This window comes from Streptomyces collinus Tu 365 (assembly GCF_000444875.1).
Taxonomy (GTDB): Bacteria; Actinomycetota; Actinomycetes; order Streptomycetales; family Streptomycetaceae; genus Streptomyces; species Streptomyces collinus_A.
The window spans coordinates 2,446,159-2,460,764 of the sequence record NC_021985.1 but is presented as its reverse complement, the minus strand read 5'-3'; the positions used below and the strand labels follow the sequence as shown (position 1 = coordinate 2,460,764).

Genomic DNA, 14,606 nt, shown 5'->3' with positions numbered 1-14,606 from the left:
GCAGCGGATCGTGTCCTGAGCTGCGTTTTCGGTAATGGCAGCGGCGGGCGACGGCCCGGCGGCGTCTTCTCCAGGCCGACCACTTCAGCGCGTGGGTGACTGGATCGCGGTCGGCTCGCGGGTGGGGCAGGAGAGCATCCAGGAGCCGCCGTATCTCTGCCACGGTGAGCGGGACCGAGGCTGATCCGTTTCTGCAGCCCAGGGTCGGACAGGCTGCGGCGGGCCATCACCCAGCGGTGATGGGTCGGCGGATCGGGGTCGAAGATCAGGTTGGCAGGCAACTTGGCTGCGGCCCAGTCGTAGACCCGTGGACCCTTGGCCCCGTCACCGCAGGACAGCCGCTGCCAGGCATCACCGGGTGCTTCGTCGATGAGCTGGTCGATGCGCCAGATGCCGGCCAGGGACTTGATCTGCTGCGACTTGGGCACCGCCACCACATAGCCGATGTCGAGCTGCTCGAGCAGGCGGCGAAAGTGCCAGTCCTGCCCATAGGCCTCATCCGCGGTGACCCACTTGGCGGGCAGACCAGCGGCCATGCAGCGGCGGACGATGCCCCGGGCCAGCTCTCCCTTGGTAGCGAAGCCGCGTTCATCGGGGATCTTCGCCGCCCGGCAGCGGTCACGATCGGACGTCCAGGCTTTGGGCAGATACAGCTCCCGGTCCACCAGAGCCCGGCCGGAGCTGGTGGCATAGGCGGCGAACACCCCGATCTGGCAGTTGTCGATCTTTCCGGAGGTTCCGGTGTACTGCCGGCCCACGAGGTCGGCCCGCTGGCCGGCATCGCCATGGTCGCGGCAGGCAGGGCCTGGGACCGCCAGAACGGCACCGCCCGGGACACCGGCGATGAGGAGGACTGACCGTCACACGCCGGGTAGCGGGGCCTGATCGGCTCCGCGCTGGCTTCCGGTGTAGAACACCGCAGCGGCCACCAGCAGCGGCGTGTCTCGTGACCTCGTCGGCGCCGTTGAAGAGTACTGAGTGGCTGGCCCGGCTACTCAGTCCCGCATATAAGAATTAGGTATTCTGCTTGACCGCTCAATCAAAATGCCAGGCTTTCCGGTTACTGGATCGAACGCTTGACGGAACATTTGACGCCATGACAAGATCCTCGTCGCACCTCTGCATGGCGGGTGCATGACGAGCTTGACCGGCTGTCATTGAGAGTCGTCGAAATCGCTGTACTTGGATTTTGGCGCACAAATGGGGGAAGTTTTGAACATAAGGATTTCGCGCGCCGCCATTCTGGCAATGGCCATAACGATGACGGGCGCGCTTATCGGGGGGTCGGCCGGCACGGCAGCTGCGGCTACGAACGCCACTCACTTCGCCACCGCTGCAGCCCAGTACCAGCAGACTTCACTCACGCCGGTTCCTTCGGCCGAGGCTGCACCGTCCTCCAGCCCGCTGCATGTACTAAACGGCTACGTCACATACTCGCAGGAGGGGTACCGCATCGACGCCCCCGCCTCGGTGCTGGCCAATGTGCCGCAGGCTGACCTCGACAAGCTCAACGCCTACATCGACGCCGTCAGCGATGACATCAAGAGTGGCAAGCTCGTGATGTCGGATGAGGGAGTGGCGACAACTGCACCCAGTGAGGGGCCCGTAGGCATCACCGGGTCAGTCGCGGGGGTCGCCGCTCACCCCAAGTACGGGTACATCAAGACTCACTGGTACGGCATCGAGGTGGGGCTAGACAGCTGGCTGACCAACAAGGTGGAAGGTGGTGCCTGGACCGGTTCCGGTGCCGCGACACTTGCCAGCCTGCTCGGCGGGGGACGCACCGCCGGTATCGTGGCTGCGGCACTGGGGATCGCGGCGGGGGCGATACAGGTCTGTCAGCACAAGGACGGTTGGACAATTCTGTACTGGGTCGGGACGATCGGCCCTGGCACGTTCGTTTGTAACCCGTTTGGCTGACATGGAGACACTCTAATGAGTCCAGCAATAAAGCAGGCCGTGGCCGCGACGACCGTTGGGGTCCTGGTTCTCCTTGCTCTGATCTCATTCTTTGCTCAACTTCACTCTTCGGGGAATTACGCGAAGATCTTCGGATCGGCGGCCTTCGTAGCGGGGGTTGTCTTCTTTGCGCTCGGCTGGGTGAAGCCTAAGAGTTAGTCGTGCAATTGCTGTGGTTCGGGCACTGCGGTGTTCTCCGTACCTGAACCACAGCATGCGACGCTGAAGAACCGCTGTCTCACCTTGATCGACAGGCCGTCCACGTGGTATTGGGATCGCGCGGCGCGCGGTACTAGGTGTCGCACTCCAGCACCGTCCGGCACAGCGCGCACCTCGCCCGTACCCGGCCCCGGACCGGCACCCTGATCCGCTGGTGGCAGGTCGGGCAGGGGAAGGAGACGCGAAGCCGGCCGGCCGGGTCGGGCGAGAAGGAGTAGGGCGCCGTCGGCGGCACCCCGGAGACATGGCGGCGGTCGTGGGCGTAGCGCCGGCGGCCCGCCCAGCCGGCCGCGGTCAGCGGCGGCTGCCGTCCGTCCTGCCGGGCCCGGTCCAGACCCCGGGCGTAGGCCGTGTAGGCCTGCGCGCTGGTGAACCACACGGACGGGTCCTCGCCGAAGAACAGGGACCGCTTCGCCAGCACGTAGCCGAACTCCTCCGGCGTGAGGTAACCGAGCTTCTGGGACGACACCCCGTCCTCGCGGTACGCGTCCAGCAGCAGCCAGCCCGCTCCCAGGTAGGTCGCCACCGTGTCCGTCAGGATCTCGTTCTCCGCCGTGGTGGGGAACGCGAGGTCGAGGCGGTGCAGATAGACGTGCGTGACCTCGTGGGCCAGCGCCGCGCCGATGTCCCTGCGGTGGGTGCGGAAGCGGTCGTTCAGCTCGACGAAGTACTCGGGCCCCGCCGCCAGTTCCACATGGGCCGCGTGGGTCATCTCCCGGAATCCGACGATCAGCCGGGCGTCCGGCAGCCGGAAGTGCCGGACGATCTCGCGGGCCACGCGCTGCGCCCCCAGATGCAGGTCGTCCGTGTCGCAGAACGCCACGTCGGCGGGGGCCACGCTGGCCGCGAACGCCTGGACGGTGTCGTACGACAACCGCCGGTACAACGCGGTGATGGCGGCCCGCACCGTCTCCAGGTGCGGGTAGCCGTGCTCGACCGGTCCACCGTTCGCCACGTCCGACCCCCAAGACGCCCGGAATGCCCTTCCACTCTAAGCGGGCGGCAGCGGGTTCTCGCCGGGGCGCGACGCGCCCGCCGAGCGCGCGCTGACCGCATGCTGACCGCCGGTGATCGTGAGCCGCCCGGCCCCTTAGGGTGGGCGCCCATGACCATCAGCAACACCGGAACCGGTGACGTCGACCCCGCGGTCCGCCTGGAACTCGAACGACTGCGCGACAGCATCGACAACATCGACGCGGCCGTCGTCCACATGCTCGCCGAGCGCTTCAAGTGCACCCAGCAGGTCGGCCGGCTCAAGGCGGTGCACCAGCTGCCCCCCGCCGACCCGGCCCGCGAGTCGCGCCAGATCGAGCGGCTGCGCCGCCTCGCCGAGAGCGCCAAGCTCGATCCGGCGTTCGCCGAGAAGTTCCTCAACTTCATCATCGCCGAGGTGATCCGGCACCACGAGTCCATCGCCGAGGACACCGCCAACGGGCAGCCCGACACCACCGGCTGACCCGGCAGGGCGGGATCAGGACAAAAGGCGTGTACCGATCCAGCCCTGTGCGCTGTCAGTTCCATCAGGCAGCATGGCTGCATGTCCGTCATCACGCGCGACGAAGCGCAGCTCCGAGCACAGTTCCTCGACGTCCACCGCTACACGGTCGAGCTCGACCTGACCACCGGGGACGAGACCTTCGACTCCCGCACCGTGATCAGGTTCACCGCGCGGACCGCCGGGGACACGTTCGTCGAGCTGAAGCCGGCCGAGCTGCGCAGCGTCACGCTGGACGGGCAGCCCCTGGACCCCGAGTCGCTGCACGAGGAACGGCTGCCCCTGCGCGGCCTCACCGCCGGCGAACACGAACTGCGCATCGACACCGCCATGCCCTACTCCCACACCGGTGAGGGCATGCACCGCTTCACCGACCCCACCGACGGCGAGACGTACGTCTACACCCAGATGTTCCTGGACGACGTCCAGCGCGTCTTCCCGGCCTTCGACCAGCCCGACCTGAAGGCCGTCTTCGAACTCACCGTCACCGCGCCCGAGGGCTGGACCGTCCTCGCCAACGGCATCACCGAGCACCTCGGCGAGGGCCGCTGGCGGGCCGCCCCGACCCCGCCGATCTCCACCTACCTCGTCGCCGTCGCCGCCGGCCCCTGGCACTCCGTGCGCACCGAGCACCGCGGCCTGCCCTTCGGCCTGCACTGCCGCCGCTCCCTCGCGGCCCACCTCGACGCCGACACCGACGAACTCTTCGAGGTCACGCGCGCGTGCTTCGACCGCTACCACGAGAAGTTCGAGGAGCCCTACCCGTTCGACTCCTACGACCAGGCGTTCGTCCCCGAGTTCAACGCCGGCGCCATGGAGAACCCCGGCCTGGTGACCTTCCGCGACGAGTTCGTCTTCCGCTCCGCCGTCACCGACACCGAGCGGCAGACCCGCGCCATGGTCATCGCGCACGAGATGGCCCACATGTGGTTCGGCGACCTCGTCACCCTCAGGTGGTGGGACGACATCTGGCTGAACGAGTCCTTCGCCGAGTACATGGGCTACCAGACCACCGCCGAGGCCACCCGCTTCACCGACACCTGGATCGACTTCGGGGTCGCCCGCAAGTCCTGGGGCTACGACGCCGACCAGCGCCCGTCCACCCACCCGGTCGCCCCGGACCAGGTCGACGACTCCGCCTCCGCCCTGCTCAACTTCGACGGCATCTCCTACGCCAAGGGCGCCTCCGCGCTGCGCCAGCTCGTGGCCTGGCTCGGCGAGAAGGACTTCCTCGCCGGCATCAACATCCACTTCAAGCGGCACCGCTTCGCCAACGCCACCCTCGCCGACTTCATCGACTCCCTCGCCGCCGCCACCGAGCGCGACGTGCACGCCTGGGCCGAGGCCTGGCTGCGCACCACCGGCGTCGACACCCTCACCCCGGTGATCGAGGCCGCCGACGGCACCTGCGCCCTGACCGTCGACCGCGTCGGCAGCCGCCCGCACCGCGTAACCGCCGGCCTGTACGACCGCGACCTCACCGACGAGGGCGGCCTCATCCTGCGCGAGCGCATCGGCCTCGACGTCCCGCAGACCGCCCCGCAGCCCATCGGCAAGCGCCCCGCGCTGCTCGTCCTCAACGACGGCGACCTGACCTACGCCAAGATCCGCTTCGACGCCGAGTCGTTCGAGACGCTCCGCACGAGCCTGTCCGGGCTGCCGGACCCGCTCACCCGCGCGGTGGTCTGGAACGCCCTGAGGGACGCCGTCCGCGACGGCGAACTCGCACCCACCGCCTACCTGGAGACGGCCCGCGCCCACCTCCCGCTGGAGACCGATCTGGCCCTCGTGCAGGGCGTCCTCGCCTTCGCCTCCGCCCACGTCGCCGACCGCTACCTGAAGGCCGGGGACCGCCCCGCGGCCCTCGCCACCCTCGGCTCCCTCTGCCGCGACCTGCTGCGCCGCACCGAGGACGGCGACAACCCCGGCCTGCGCCTGCTCGCCGTACGGCACTTCATCGACGTCTCCGCGCACCCCGACACCATCGCCGCCTGGCTCGCCGACGGCACCGTGCCCGGCGGACCCGAGCTCGACCCCGAGCTGCGCTGGCGCGTCCTCGGCCGGCTCGCCGTACTCGGCGCCGTCGACGAGGCCGCCATCGCCGCCGAGCTGGACCGCGACCCGTCCGCCGCCGGCCAGGAGGGCGCCGCCACCTGCCGCGCCGCCCTGCCCGACCCCGAGGCCAAGCGCGCCGCCTGGGAGGCCATGTTCGCCACCGACGGCCTCTCCAACTACCTGTTCACCGCCACCGCACGCGGCTTCTGGCAGCCCGAGCAGGCCGACCTGGTCCGGGAGTACATCCCGCGCTACTACGAGGACGCGGTCGCGGTCGCCGCACGGCGCGGCCCCGCCATCGCGGCGGCCGCCGGCCGCTGGGCCTTCCCGCACCACGCCGTCGACGCCGAGAACCTCGCCCTCGGCGAGGCATGCCTGCGCGAGGCCGACCCGAACGTCGCCCTGCGCCGCAAGCTCGTCGACGAACTGGACGACCTGTCCCGCGCGCTCCGCGTCCGCGGGGAGTAACCGCCCCTAACCGGCCCGCAGACGAACAGCCCCGGGCCGGGCCGGGCCGTCCGGCGCCGCCCTGCCGCCCCTCAGGCGAGTCACCCGGCGTTTCGCCCGAGCCGGGCTTCAGGCGGGTCGCCCGACCATCCCGGAGCCGGGCCTTCGCCGGGTCGCCCGGGCCGGGCCGTGGGCGGGACGCCCGGCCTTGAACCGCCCGGGGGTTTCGGGGACGGGGGCGTCCCGTCCCCCCGGAACCCCCGGGGCCCCGCTCAACCCCGCCGCACGCGCAACTCCGCTCGCCGTACGCCCCCTTCCCCGGGGCCCGGGCGGCGGTTGCCGGGCTCGGGCGGGGTGGGGGAGGGGGCGTGCAGGGTGAAGCCGAGGTGTTCCAGGAACCGCTCGCCGCAGCGCCAGCCGGCCGGGACCGTCGCCGTGACCAGGGGCACCTCACCGGCACGGGCCAGCAGGGACTCGGCCAGCGCACGGCCCAGGCCGCGGCCCCGCGCCCAGGGCGCCAGCAGGAACAGGCCCACCGCCACCGCGCCCGGCTCCGGATGATTCCGCACGGCGTCCACCAGGCCCGCGACCGCACCGTCCCGCTCCAGCACCAGCAGCACCTTGTCCTCGGGGCGAGCGCCCTCCGGCAGCGCGTAGAACAGGCTCTGCACGTCACCCGGCCCCGACGGCAGCCCCGTGGCCGCGAGGAACCAGTCCTCGCACTCCCCGAACAGGGTCAGCAGCGGTCCCTCGTCCGCCGGACCCGGTTCCCGCACCCTCACCCGCTCGCCGGGCACGTCGATCATCCACCCGTCAGTCATCCGACCGACGGTAGCCGCAGCCCCGCACCCGTTCCCCCGTTCCAACGCGTTTTCCCCGTACGGCAGTACCCACTTCCGGGGGCCGATCGTTGAACTTTCCGGACGCCCGGCCACCTTCCGGTACAAGCTGGAACTCCCCGCACCGCACCGCCGTACCCAGCCCCCACGCATCCCGCGGAGGAACCCCCGCCACCCGCGCACCGGGACCCCGGCCCCGCCACCGCGCCCCCGAGGAGAGCCCATGAGCATGCCGCCCCTCGCCTCAGGACCCGACGGCCCCGAGGCCCTGCGCCCCCTCCTGGACACCGTCCTCGACGCCCTCGCCGCCGGCGCCCGGGCCCGCGGCGGGCCGCTCCCGGCCGGCGGCCCCGACGCCGTCGCCGCGCGGGTCGCCGACGCCCTCGGGGAGGTCCTGCCGGACGACGGCGACCCCGACGCCCTGCGCGCCCTCGTGCACGCCCTCGCCGAGGGCGCCGTCGACCCCGGGGACCCGCTGTGCGCGGCCCACCTGCACTGCCCGCCGCTCGCCGTCGCCACCGCCGCCGACCTCGCCGCCAGCGCCCTCAACCCCTCCCTGGACTCCTGGGACCAGGCACCGGCCGCCTCCGCGCTGGAGGCCCGGGTCACCCGCGCCCTCGCCCACCACGTCGGCCTCGCCGACGCCCTAGTCACCACCGGCGGCACCGAGTCCAACCAGCTCGCCCTGCTGCTCGCCCGCGAGGCCCACGGCGGCAGCGTCCGGCTGGTCTGCGGGGCCAACGCCCACCACTCCCTGCCCCGTGCCGCCTGGCTGCTCGGCCTGCCCGACCCGGTCGTCGTCCCCGCCCCGGGCGGCACCCTCGACCCGGCCGCCCTCGACGCGGCCCTGACCACCCTCCCCGGCCCCCTGCTGGTCGCCGCCACCGCCGGCACCACCGACGCCGGGCTCATCGACCCGCTGCCCGAGATCGCCCGCCTGTGCGCCGCCCACGGCGCCCGCCTGCACGTCGACGCCGCCTACGGCGCGGGCCTCGCCTTCAGCGACCGCCACCGGGACAAGCTCGCCGGACTCGACACCGCCCACACCGTCACCCTCGACCTGCACAAACTCGGCTGGCAGCCGGCCGCCGCCGGCCTCCTCGCCGTGGCCCGGCCGGACGAACTGGCCGTCCTCCACCAGCGCGCCGACTACCTCAACGCCGACGACGACACCGAGGCCGGCCTCCCCGACCTGCTCGGCCGCTCCATGCGCACCACCCGCCGCCCGGACGTCCTCAAGACCGCCGTCACCCTGAAGACCCTGGGCCGACGCGGCCTGGGCGCCCTCGTCGACCAGGTCTGCGCGCACGCCGAGGAGTTCGCGGCACTCGTCCGCGCCCACCCCGGCTTCGAACTGTACGACCGGCCCGTCATCAGCACCGTCCTCTTCCGGCCCGCGGCCGCGGACGACGACGCCGTGGCCGCCGTGCGCCGCAGGCTGCTGCACGAGGGCCGGGCCGTCCTCGGCCGGGCCCGCCTCGACGGCCGTCTCTGGCTCAAGGCCACCCTCCTCAACCCCCACACCCGGCCGGACGAACTGGCCCAGCTCCTGAAACTCGTGGAAGGAACAACCCCCGCATGACCACGCCCCCACGCCACGAGCCCGAGTCCCCCCGCGACCTGGTCGGCATCGGCATCGGCCCCTGCAACCTCTCCCTCGCCGCGCTCGCCCACCCGCTCGCCGAACTCGACGCCGTCTTCTACGAACAGCGCCCCGGCTTCGCATGGCACCCCGGCCTCCTCATCGAGGGCGCCACCGTCCAGGTGCCCTTCCTCGCCGACCTGGTCACCCTCGCCGACCCCACCAGCCCCTGGAGCTTCCTCAACTACCTCAGAACCCGCGAGCGGCTGTTCCCCTTCTACTTCGGCGAGCGGTTCCACATGCAGCGCGCCGAGTACGACGGCTACTGCCGCTGGGTCTCGCAGCACCTGCCCGGACTGCGCTTCGGCCACCAGGTCGACGCCGTCCGCTGGAACCCCGAACGCGACGTCTTCGAGGTCGACTTCACCCAGCTCGACGCCGACGGCGAGGCCGAGGCGCTGGGCCGCACCTACACCCGCAACATCGTCCTCGGCGTCGGCACCGTCCCCTACGTGCCCGAGCCGCTCAGGCCCCTGGTCGAGGCGCCGGGCGTCCCGGTCGTCCACGCCGCCGACTACCTCGACCACCGCGCGGCCCTCCTCGCCGCCGGGCACGTCACCGTCGTCGGCTCCGGACAGTCGGGCGCCGAGATCTTCCTCGACCTGCTGCGCCACCGCCCCGCCGGCCGCGAGAAGCTGCACTGGATCGGCCGGACCGAGGCGTTCGCGCCGATGGAGTACTCCAAGCTCGGCCTGGAACACTTCACCCCCGACCACACCCGCTACTTCCACGCCCTCGCCGAGCCTGTGCGCGACCGGCTGGTCGCCGCCCAGTGGCAGCTGCACAAGGGTGTGGACGCAGCCACCCTCGCCGCCATCCACGACGAGCTGTACCGCCGCACCCTGGACGGCGGCTGGCCGGACGCCGTCCTCACCCCCGGCGTCCGCGTCCGCACCGCCGGCCGCATCGCCGCCACCCGGGTCGAACTGCACCTGGAACACGTCCAGCAGGGCAGCCGCTCCCGGCTCGCCACCGACGCCGTCGTCCTCGCCACCGGCTACCGCGAACGCCCGCTCGACCACATCCTCGCCGGGCTCGACCCCTACCTGCGCCGCGACAGCGCCGAACGCCCGCGCATCGACGAGCAGTTCCGGTTCGTTCTCGACCCGTCGGTGACCGGAGCGCTCTACGCGCAGAACGCCGAACTGCACACCCACGGCGTCGGCGCCCCCGACCTCGGCCTCGCCGCCTGGCGCAGCGCCTCCATCCTCAACTCCCTCACCGGCAAGGAGCCCTACCCGCTGCCGGCCAGGACGGCGTTCACCACGTTCGGGCTCGACGAGCCCGGCTCCCGGGTGCCGACGGCCCGCGAGGGCAAGCGGCTGACCCCGCTCGCCGACTGAGCTCCGGCAGCCGCGGCGGACACGCCGACGGCGCCGGCGGGAAGACCCCACCGGTGCCGTCGGTCAGTCGTGCGCGTACTCCTAGAACACCGGCGTGCCCTCGCGCGTCAGCTTCCAGTCCACGGAGGCGAAGTCCTTCGGGTTCAGGACGCCCTTGGCGGTGACCCATTCCGCGATCCGGGTGCGGATCTCCGTCGACTCCGACCACAGCTCCTTGGCCGTGGCGACGTACGGGAACGCGCCGCCGCCGTTCGCGCGGTAGTTGTTCACCGCGAGGACGAACTGCTGGGTGTCGTCGAGGGCGGCCCCGTTGTAGGTGAGGTTCTTGATCCGCGAACCGGCCGCCTGGGCGACGTCGATGTCGTACGCGAAGCCCGAGACGTAGTCGTAGTTGTAGTCCGGGCGGCCGCCGGCGTTCGTCAGCTTCTCGACGTCGACGGCGGTGCCGGCGGCCGTCTGGACGTAGTACTCCGCCGAGTACTCCAGGTACGCCCGCAGCTGGGCGCCCGTCATCAGCTTGGCGACCAGCGTGTTGTCGTACACGTACAGGCTGGACAGGTCGCGGATGGTCACGTCGCCGGCCGGGATCTGAGAGGTGCGGGAGAACGGCGAGGCCTGCGCGACCACCGGCAGCGCGGCGTACTCGGTGCCCGCCAGGGCCGCCTTCACCACGTCCTCCTGGACCTTGGTGATCAGGTCGATGATCGGGGCGTCCTTGTAGCGGGCGTCGACCGTGGTCAGGGTGTCGGTGGCCCGGCCCACCACCTGGTTGACGTACGCGACGACCTTCGCGTGCTCGTCCTCGAGCAACTTGGTGATCTTCGGGTCGTCGGCGACGGTCTTCGAGTCGCGCAGCGAGGCGGAGACCGACTCCACCGTCCAGCGGCCCTTGCTGAACACCAGCTCGATGTCGAAGAGCGTCAGCCGTTCGGCGTAGCACAGCGGCTCCGACAGCACGACCGTCTTCCCGGTGCGGTCGTTGGTGACCTTCAGCTCCGGGATCTCCAGGTGGGCGTGGCCGACCAGGATCGCGTCGATGCCGGGCACCTGCCTGGCCACGTTGACGGCCGCGTTCTCCACGTACGGCACCTGGTCGCCGTACGACGAGGTGCCCGAGGTGCCCGAGTGGGCGGAGACCACGACCACGTCCGCGCCGAGGGCCTTCAGCCTCGGCACCCACTTCGCGGCCTGCTCCTCCAGCCCCTCGAACTTCAGCTTGCCCTGGACGTAGGCCTTGTCCCAGATCGCGATGCCGGGGTTGGTCAGCCCGAGGACGGCGACCTTGACCGGCGGGGCGCCGGGCACGTGGACCTTCTTGACGTAGTAGGGCGGGAAGGCCGGCCTCAGCGTCTTGGCGTCCACCGCGTTGGCGCCGAGCAGCGGGAAGTCGAGCTGGTCCTCGAACTTGCGCAGGGTCTCGATGCCGTAGTTGAACTCGTGGTTGCCGAGCGCCGCGGCGTCGTACCCGATGGCGTTCATCGCCTGCGCCATCGGGTGCACCGGGCCGCCCTTGGCGGTGATCGGGTCGACCTTGGCGTAGTAGTACGTCAGCGGGGTGCCCTGGATGGTGTCGCCGGCGTCCAGCAGCAGGGTGTTGCAGCGGCCCTTCTCCTCGCGGACCTGCTCGACCAGGGTCGAGATCCGGGCCAGGCCCATGGCGTTGCCGGCCTTGTCGGAGTACTCCGCGTCCTTGAAGTAGTCCCAGTTGAAGACGTGGCCGTGCAGGTCGGTGGTGCCCATGACGGTGAGCGAGTGACGCTTCACGTGCCGGGCGGCACCCTTCGCCTCCGCCGCCTCGGCCGCCGGGGCCGCCGCCGCACCGGCGATCGCCACTCCCGCCCCGGTGGCGGCGGACTTCTTCAGGAACTTCCGGCGGTTCAACGGCATCTTTCGGTCTCCTCCGGGAATGGTCAATGACGCGCGTAGATTCTGACCCGGTCATGACGGACCGCAACAGGTCCGGAAGGTTTCGATCTGGTGACCGATTGCCTGAACTCAGGTCTGCCGAACGGCAAGCGCGTGACAGAGTGGGACGTATGACCTCAGCGACGGCCGGCCCGTACGGCACCCCCGACGCCCCGCTGCTCGTGGTCCGCGGCGAGGCGGAGTTCGAGGTCGAGCCCGAGGTCGCCCGGATCGGCGTCACCGTCGGCGCGCGGGGCCGCGACCGCCGCGCCACCCTCGACGACCTCACCCGCCGCAACGCCGCCGCCCTCGACCTGGTCAAGTCCTACGGGCAGGCGGTGGAGCACGTGTCCACCGGCGCCTTCACCCTCGCCCCCGAACTCTCCGAGCACGGCCGGGGCGAGCGGGTGCGCGGCTACCACGGCCAGGTGCACCTGGGCGCCGAGCTGACCGACTTCACCGCGCTGGCGGAACTCACCACCCGGCTGGCCGACTTGGAGCTGACCCGGGTGGACGGCCCCTGGTGGTCCCTGCGCGCCGGCTCGCCGGTGCACGCCGAGGCCCGGCGGCGGGCGGTCGCCGAGGCGCTGCGGCGGGCCCGCGAGTACGCCGAGGCCCTGGACACCTCCGTCGACGCGCTGATCGAGCTGGACGACGGCGGCGCCGAGGGCGGCCACCCGGCCCGCGCCACCTTCGAACGCGGGACCCGCCGGTTCTCCCGGGCGGCCGCGGACGAGCCCGCCGGACCGCTGGACCTCGAACCGCAGCGGCTGCGCGTCGCCGCCCGGATCACCGCACGCTTCACGATGCGGCCCCCGCGGCTCTGATCCGGCCGGAAACCGTCATGCGCCGAATGTGTCACCGGAAATGGGTCCACCGCAGGTGACCACCGCATGTGGCACGCCGAATGCGCCCGGCGAATTCGCTCATAGGAGCGGGCCATCGCACAATTCAACACTTGTCAATAACCCTTTACCCAACGGTTGTTGAGTGGCCATGTAGCCCGGATTCTCTACCGGCCGGTAAGCCCTAGGCTCGAAGCATGCGCCGAGCAAAGATCGTTTGTACTCTGGGCCCCGCCACCGACACGTACGACCAGATCAAGGCACTGGTCGAGGCCGGAATGGACGTCGCCCGGTTCAACCTCAGCCACGGCACGCACGCCGAGCACGAGGAGCGTTACCGGCGGGTGCGGAAGGCGGCCGACGAAACCGGCCGCAGCGTCGGAATCCTCGCCGACCTTCAAGGTCCGAAGATCCGGCTGGGCCGCTTCGCCGAGGGCCCCGTATTCCTTGAACGCGGCGACCCCTTCACCATCACCGTGGAGGAGGGCGTCGAGGGCGACCGTCACCGCTGCGGCACCACCTACGCGGGCCTCGCCGGTGACGTCACCCCCGGTGAGCGGGTCCTCGTGGACGACGGCAAGGTCTGCCTGGAGGTCACCGCGGTCGACGGGCCGCGCGTCCGCACCCGGGTGGTCGAGGGCGGGGTGATCTCCGATCACAAGGGCCTCAACCTCCCCGGCGTGGCCGTCTCCGTCCCCGCCCTCTCCAAGAAGGACGAGGACGACCTGCGCTGGGCGCTGCGCACCGGCTTCGACGTCGTCGCCCTCTCCTTCGTGCGCAGCGGCAGGGACGCCGACGACGTGCACCGCATCATGGCGGAGGAGGGCCGCCGCCTCCCGGTCATCGCCAAGGTGGAGAAGCCGCAGGCCGTCGAGAACATCGACGACATCGTGGCCGCCTTCGACGGGATCATGGTCGCCCGCGGCGACCTCGGCGTGGAGATGCCGCTGGAGCAGGTCCCGATCGTGCAGAAACGCGCCGTCAAGCTGGCCCGGCGCAACGCCAAGCCGGTCATCGTGGCCACCCAGATGCTCGACTCGATGATCGACAACGCCCGCCCGACCCGCGCCGAGGCCTCGGACGTCGCCAACGCGGTCATCGACGGCACGGACGCGGTGATGCTCTCCGGCGAGACCAGCGTCGGCAAGCACCCGATCGAGACCGTGCGGACCATGGCGAAGATCATCGAGGCCGCCGAGGAGGACATCCTCGCCAAGGGCCTGGCGCCGCTGACCGAGCGGAACAAGCCGCGCACCCAGGGCGGCGCGGTCGCCCGGGCCGCCGCCGAGATGGGCGACTTCCTCGGCGCCCGGTTCCTGGTCGCCTTCACCCAGTCGGGAGACACCGCCCGCCGGCTGTCCCGCTACCGCTCGCCGATCCCGCTGCTGGCCTTCACCCCCGAGCAGGCCACCCGCTCCCAGCTCAGCCTGACCTGGGGCGCCGAGACCTTCCTCGGTCCGCCGGTCGGCTCCACGGACGCCATGGTCGACCAGGTGGACGAACTGCTGCTGAAGTACGGCCGCTGCCGGAAGGGTGACGTCGTGGTCATCACGGCGGGCTCCCCGCCCGGTGTCTCCGGCGCGACCAACATGGTCCGGGTGCACCACATCGGCGAGGACGACAGCCCCCGGTGAACACGCGAAGGGCCCCTCATCCGAGAGGGGCCCGCCGATATGCTGACCTTGGAAGCGAAGGAAAAGTGCCCCGGGTCGGACTCGAACCGACACTGTACGGGTTTTGAATCCGTTGCCTGCTGCCAATTGGGCTACCGGGGCTCGCAGAATCAAAGGTTTCCCCCGACCCTCCGCGCGTCCACCATACCGTAGCTAGGTAGGCTCTTGTCAGCAGTGCACCTGC

The 14,606-nt window shown here is 71.1% G+C and carries 10 protein-coding genes, 1 tRNA gene and 1 pseudogene; 7 read left to right on the top strand and 5 right to left on the bottom strand.

Features of this window, described 5'->3' with window-relative positions; genetic code table 11:
• Positions 1-200 precede the first annotated feature (200 nt).
• Positions 201-758, bottom strand: a pseudogene (locus tag B446_RS41100) (IS701 family transposase); the annotation flags it as partial.
• A 490-nt stretch (positions 759-1,248) separates the two neighbouring features.
• On the opposite strand from B446_RS41100, the gene B446_RS10500 reads away from it, so the two are divergent.
• Positions 1,249-1,920: a hypothetical protein gene (locus tag B446_RS10500; RefSeq protein ID WP_043475254.1), complete on the top strand. Its 672-nt coding sequence runs from the start codon at positions 1,249-1,251 to the stop codon at positions 1,918-1,920.
• A gap of 331 nt (positions 1,921-2,251) precedes the next feature.
• Here B446_RS10500 and B446_RS10495 read toward each other — a convergent pair whose 3' ends face one another.
• Positions 2,252-3,133 (bottom strand): hypothetical protein, encoded by an 882-nt coding sequence (locus B446_RS10495; RefSeq protein ID WP_020939404.1) that lies wholly within the window; start codon positions 3,131-3,133, stop codon positions 2,252-2,254.
• A gap of 150 nt (positions 3,134-3,283) precedes the next feature.
• Here B446_RS10495 and B446_RS10490 point away from each other — a divergent pair, with 150 nt between their 5' ends.
• Positions 3,284-3,634, top strand: a complete 351-nt coding sequence (locus B446_RS10490; protein WP_020939403.1) for a chorismate mutase — start codon at positions 3,284-3,286, stop codon at positions 3,632-3,634.
• 81 nt (positions 3,635-3,715) lie between these two features.
• Positions 3,716-6,196: an aminopeptidase N gene (pepN, locus tag B446_RS10485; protein ID WP_020939402.1), complete on the top strand. Its 2,481-nt coding sequence runs from the start codon at positions 3,716-3,718 to the stop codon at positions 6,194-6,196.
• Positions 6,197-6,447: 251 nt separating this feature from the next.
• Here the strand turns inward: pepN and B446_RS10480 are convergent, their stop codons facing one another.
• Entirely contained in the window at positions 6,448-6,996 is a 549-nt protein-coding gene (locus B446_RS10480; RefSeq protein WP_202807759.1) for a GNAT family N-acetyltransferase, read from the bottom strand.
• A gap of 241 nt (positions 6,997-7,237) precedes the next feature.
• On the opposite strand from B446_RS10480, the gene B446_RS10475 reads away from it, so the two are divergent.
• Positions 7,238-8,596, top strand: a complete 1,359-nt coding sequence (locus B446_RS10475; protein WP_020939400.1) for a pyridoxal phosphate-dependent decarboxylase family protein — start codon at positions 7,238-7,240, stop codon at positions 8,594-8,596.
• Entirely contained in the window at positions 8,593-9,999 is a 1,407-nt protein-coding gene (locus B446_RS10470) for a lysine N(6)-hydroxylase/L-ornithine N(5)-oxygenase family protein (RefSeq protein ID WP_020939399.1), read from the top strand. Before B446_RS10475 ends, B446_RS10470 begins: the two co-directional genes overlap by 4 nt.
• A gap of 81 nt (positions 10,000-10,080) precedes the next feature.
• Here the strand turns inward: B446_RS10470 and B446_RS10465 are convergent, their stop codons facing one another.
• On the bottom strand, positions 10,081-11,886 hold the full coding sequence (locus tag B446_RS10465) for a bifunctional metallophosphatase/5'-nucleotidase (protein ID WP_020939398.1): 1,806 nt from the start codon (positions 11,884-11,886) through the stop codon (positions 10,081-10,083).
• A 149-nt stretch (positions 11,887-12,035) separates the two neighbouring features.
• Here B446_RS10465 and B446_RS10460 point away from each other — a divergent pair, with 149 nt between their 5' ends.
• Together B446_RS10460 and pyk are read left to right on the top strand one after the other, a co-directional pair.
• Complete coding sequence (locus tag B446_RS10460) at positions 12,036-12,731, top strand: SIMPL domain-containing protein (protein ID WP_020939397.1); 696 nt, start codon at positions 12,036-12,038, stop codon at positions 12,729-12,731.
• 215 nt (positions 12,732-12,946) lie between these two features.
• On the top strand, positions 12,947-14,383 hold the full coding sequence (pyk, locus tag B446_RS10455; protein WP_020939396.1) for a pyruvate kinase: 1,437 nt from the start codon (positions 12,947-12,949) through the stop codon (positions 14,381-14,383).
• Between the two features lie 66 nt (positions 14,384-14,449).
• Here the strand turns inward: pyk and B446_RS10450 are convergent.
• Positions 14,450-14,524: transfer RNA gene (locus B446_RS10450), tRNA-Leu, on the bottom strand.
• Positions 14,525-14,606 lie beyond the last annotated feature (82 nt).

Excerpts from the sequence above, each read along its gene's own strand:
- B446_RS10500 (WP_043475254.1), top strand. The coding sequence starts at position 1,249 with ATGGCCATAACGATGACGGGCGCGCTTATCGGGGGGTCGGCCGGCACG.
- B446_RS10490 (WP_020939403.1), top strand. The coding sequence starts at position 3,284 with ATGACCATCAGCAACACCGGAACCGGTGACGTCGACCCCGCGGTCCGC.
- pepN (WP_020939402.1), top strand. The coding sequence starts at position 3,716 with ATGTCCGTCATCACGCGCGACGAAGCGCAGCTCCGAGCACAGTTCCTC.
- B446_RS10480 (WP_202807759.1), bottom strand. The coding sequence starts at position 6,996 with ATGACTGACGGGTGGATGATCGACGTGCCCGGCGAGCGGGTGAGGGTG.
- B446_RS10475 (WP_020939400.1), top strand. The coding sequence starts at position 7,238 with ATGAGCATGCCGCCCCTCGCCTCAGGACCCGACGGCCCCGAGGCCCTG.
- B446_RS10470 (WP_020939399.1), top strand. The coding sequence starts at position 8,593 with ATGACCACGCCCCCACGCCACGAGCCCGAGTCCCCCCGCGACCTGGTC.
- B446_RS10465 (WP_020939398.1), bottom strand. The coding sequence starts at position 11,886 with ATGCCGTTGAACCGCCGGAAGTTCCTGAAGAAGTCCGCCGCCACCGGG.
- B446_RS10460 (WP_020939397.1), top strand. The coding sequence starts at position 12,036 with ATGACCTCAGCGACGGCCGGCCCGTACGGCACCCCCGACGCCCCGCTG.
- pyk (WP_020939396.1), top strand. The coding sequence starts at position 12,947 with ATGCGCCGAGCAAAGATCGTTTGTACTCTGGGCCCCGCCACCGACACG.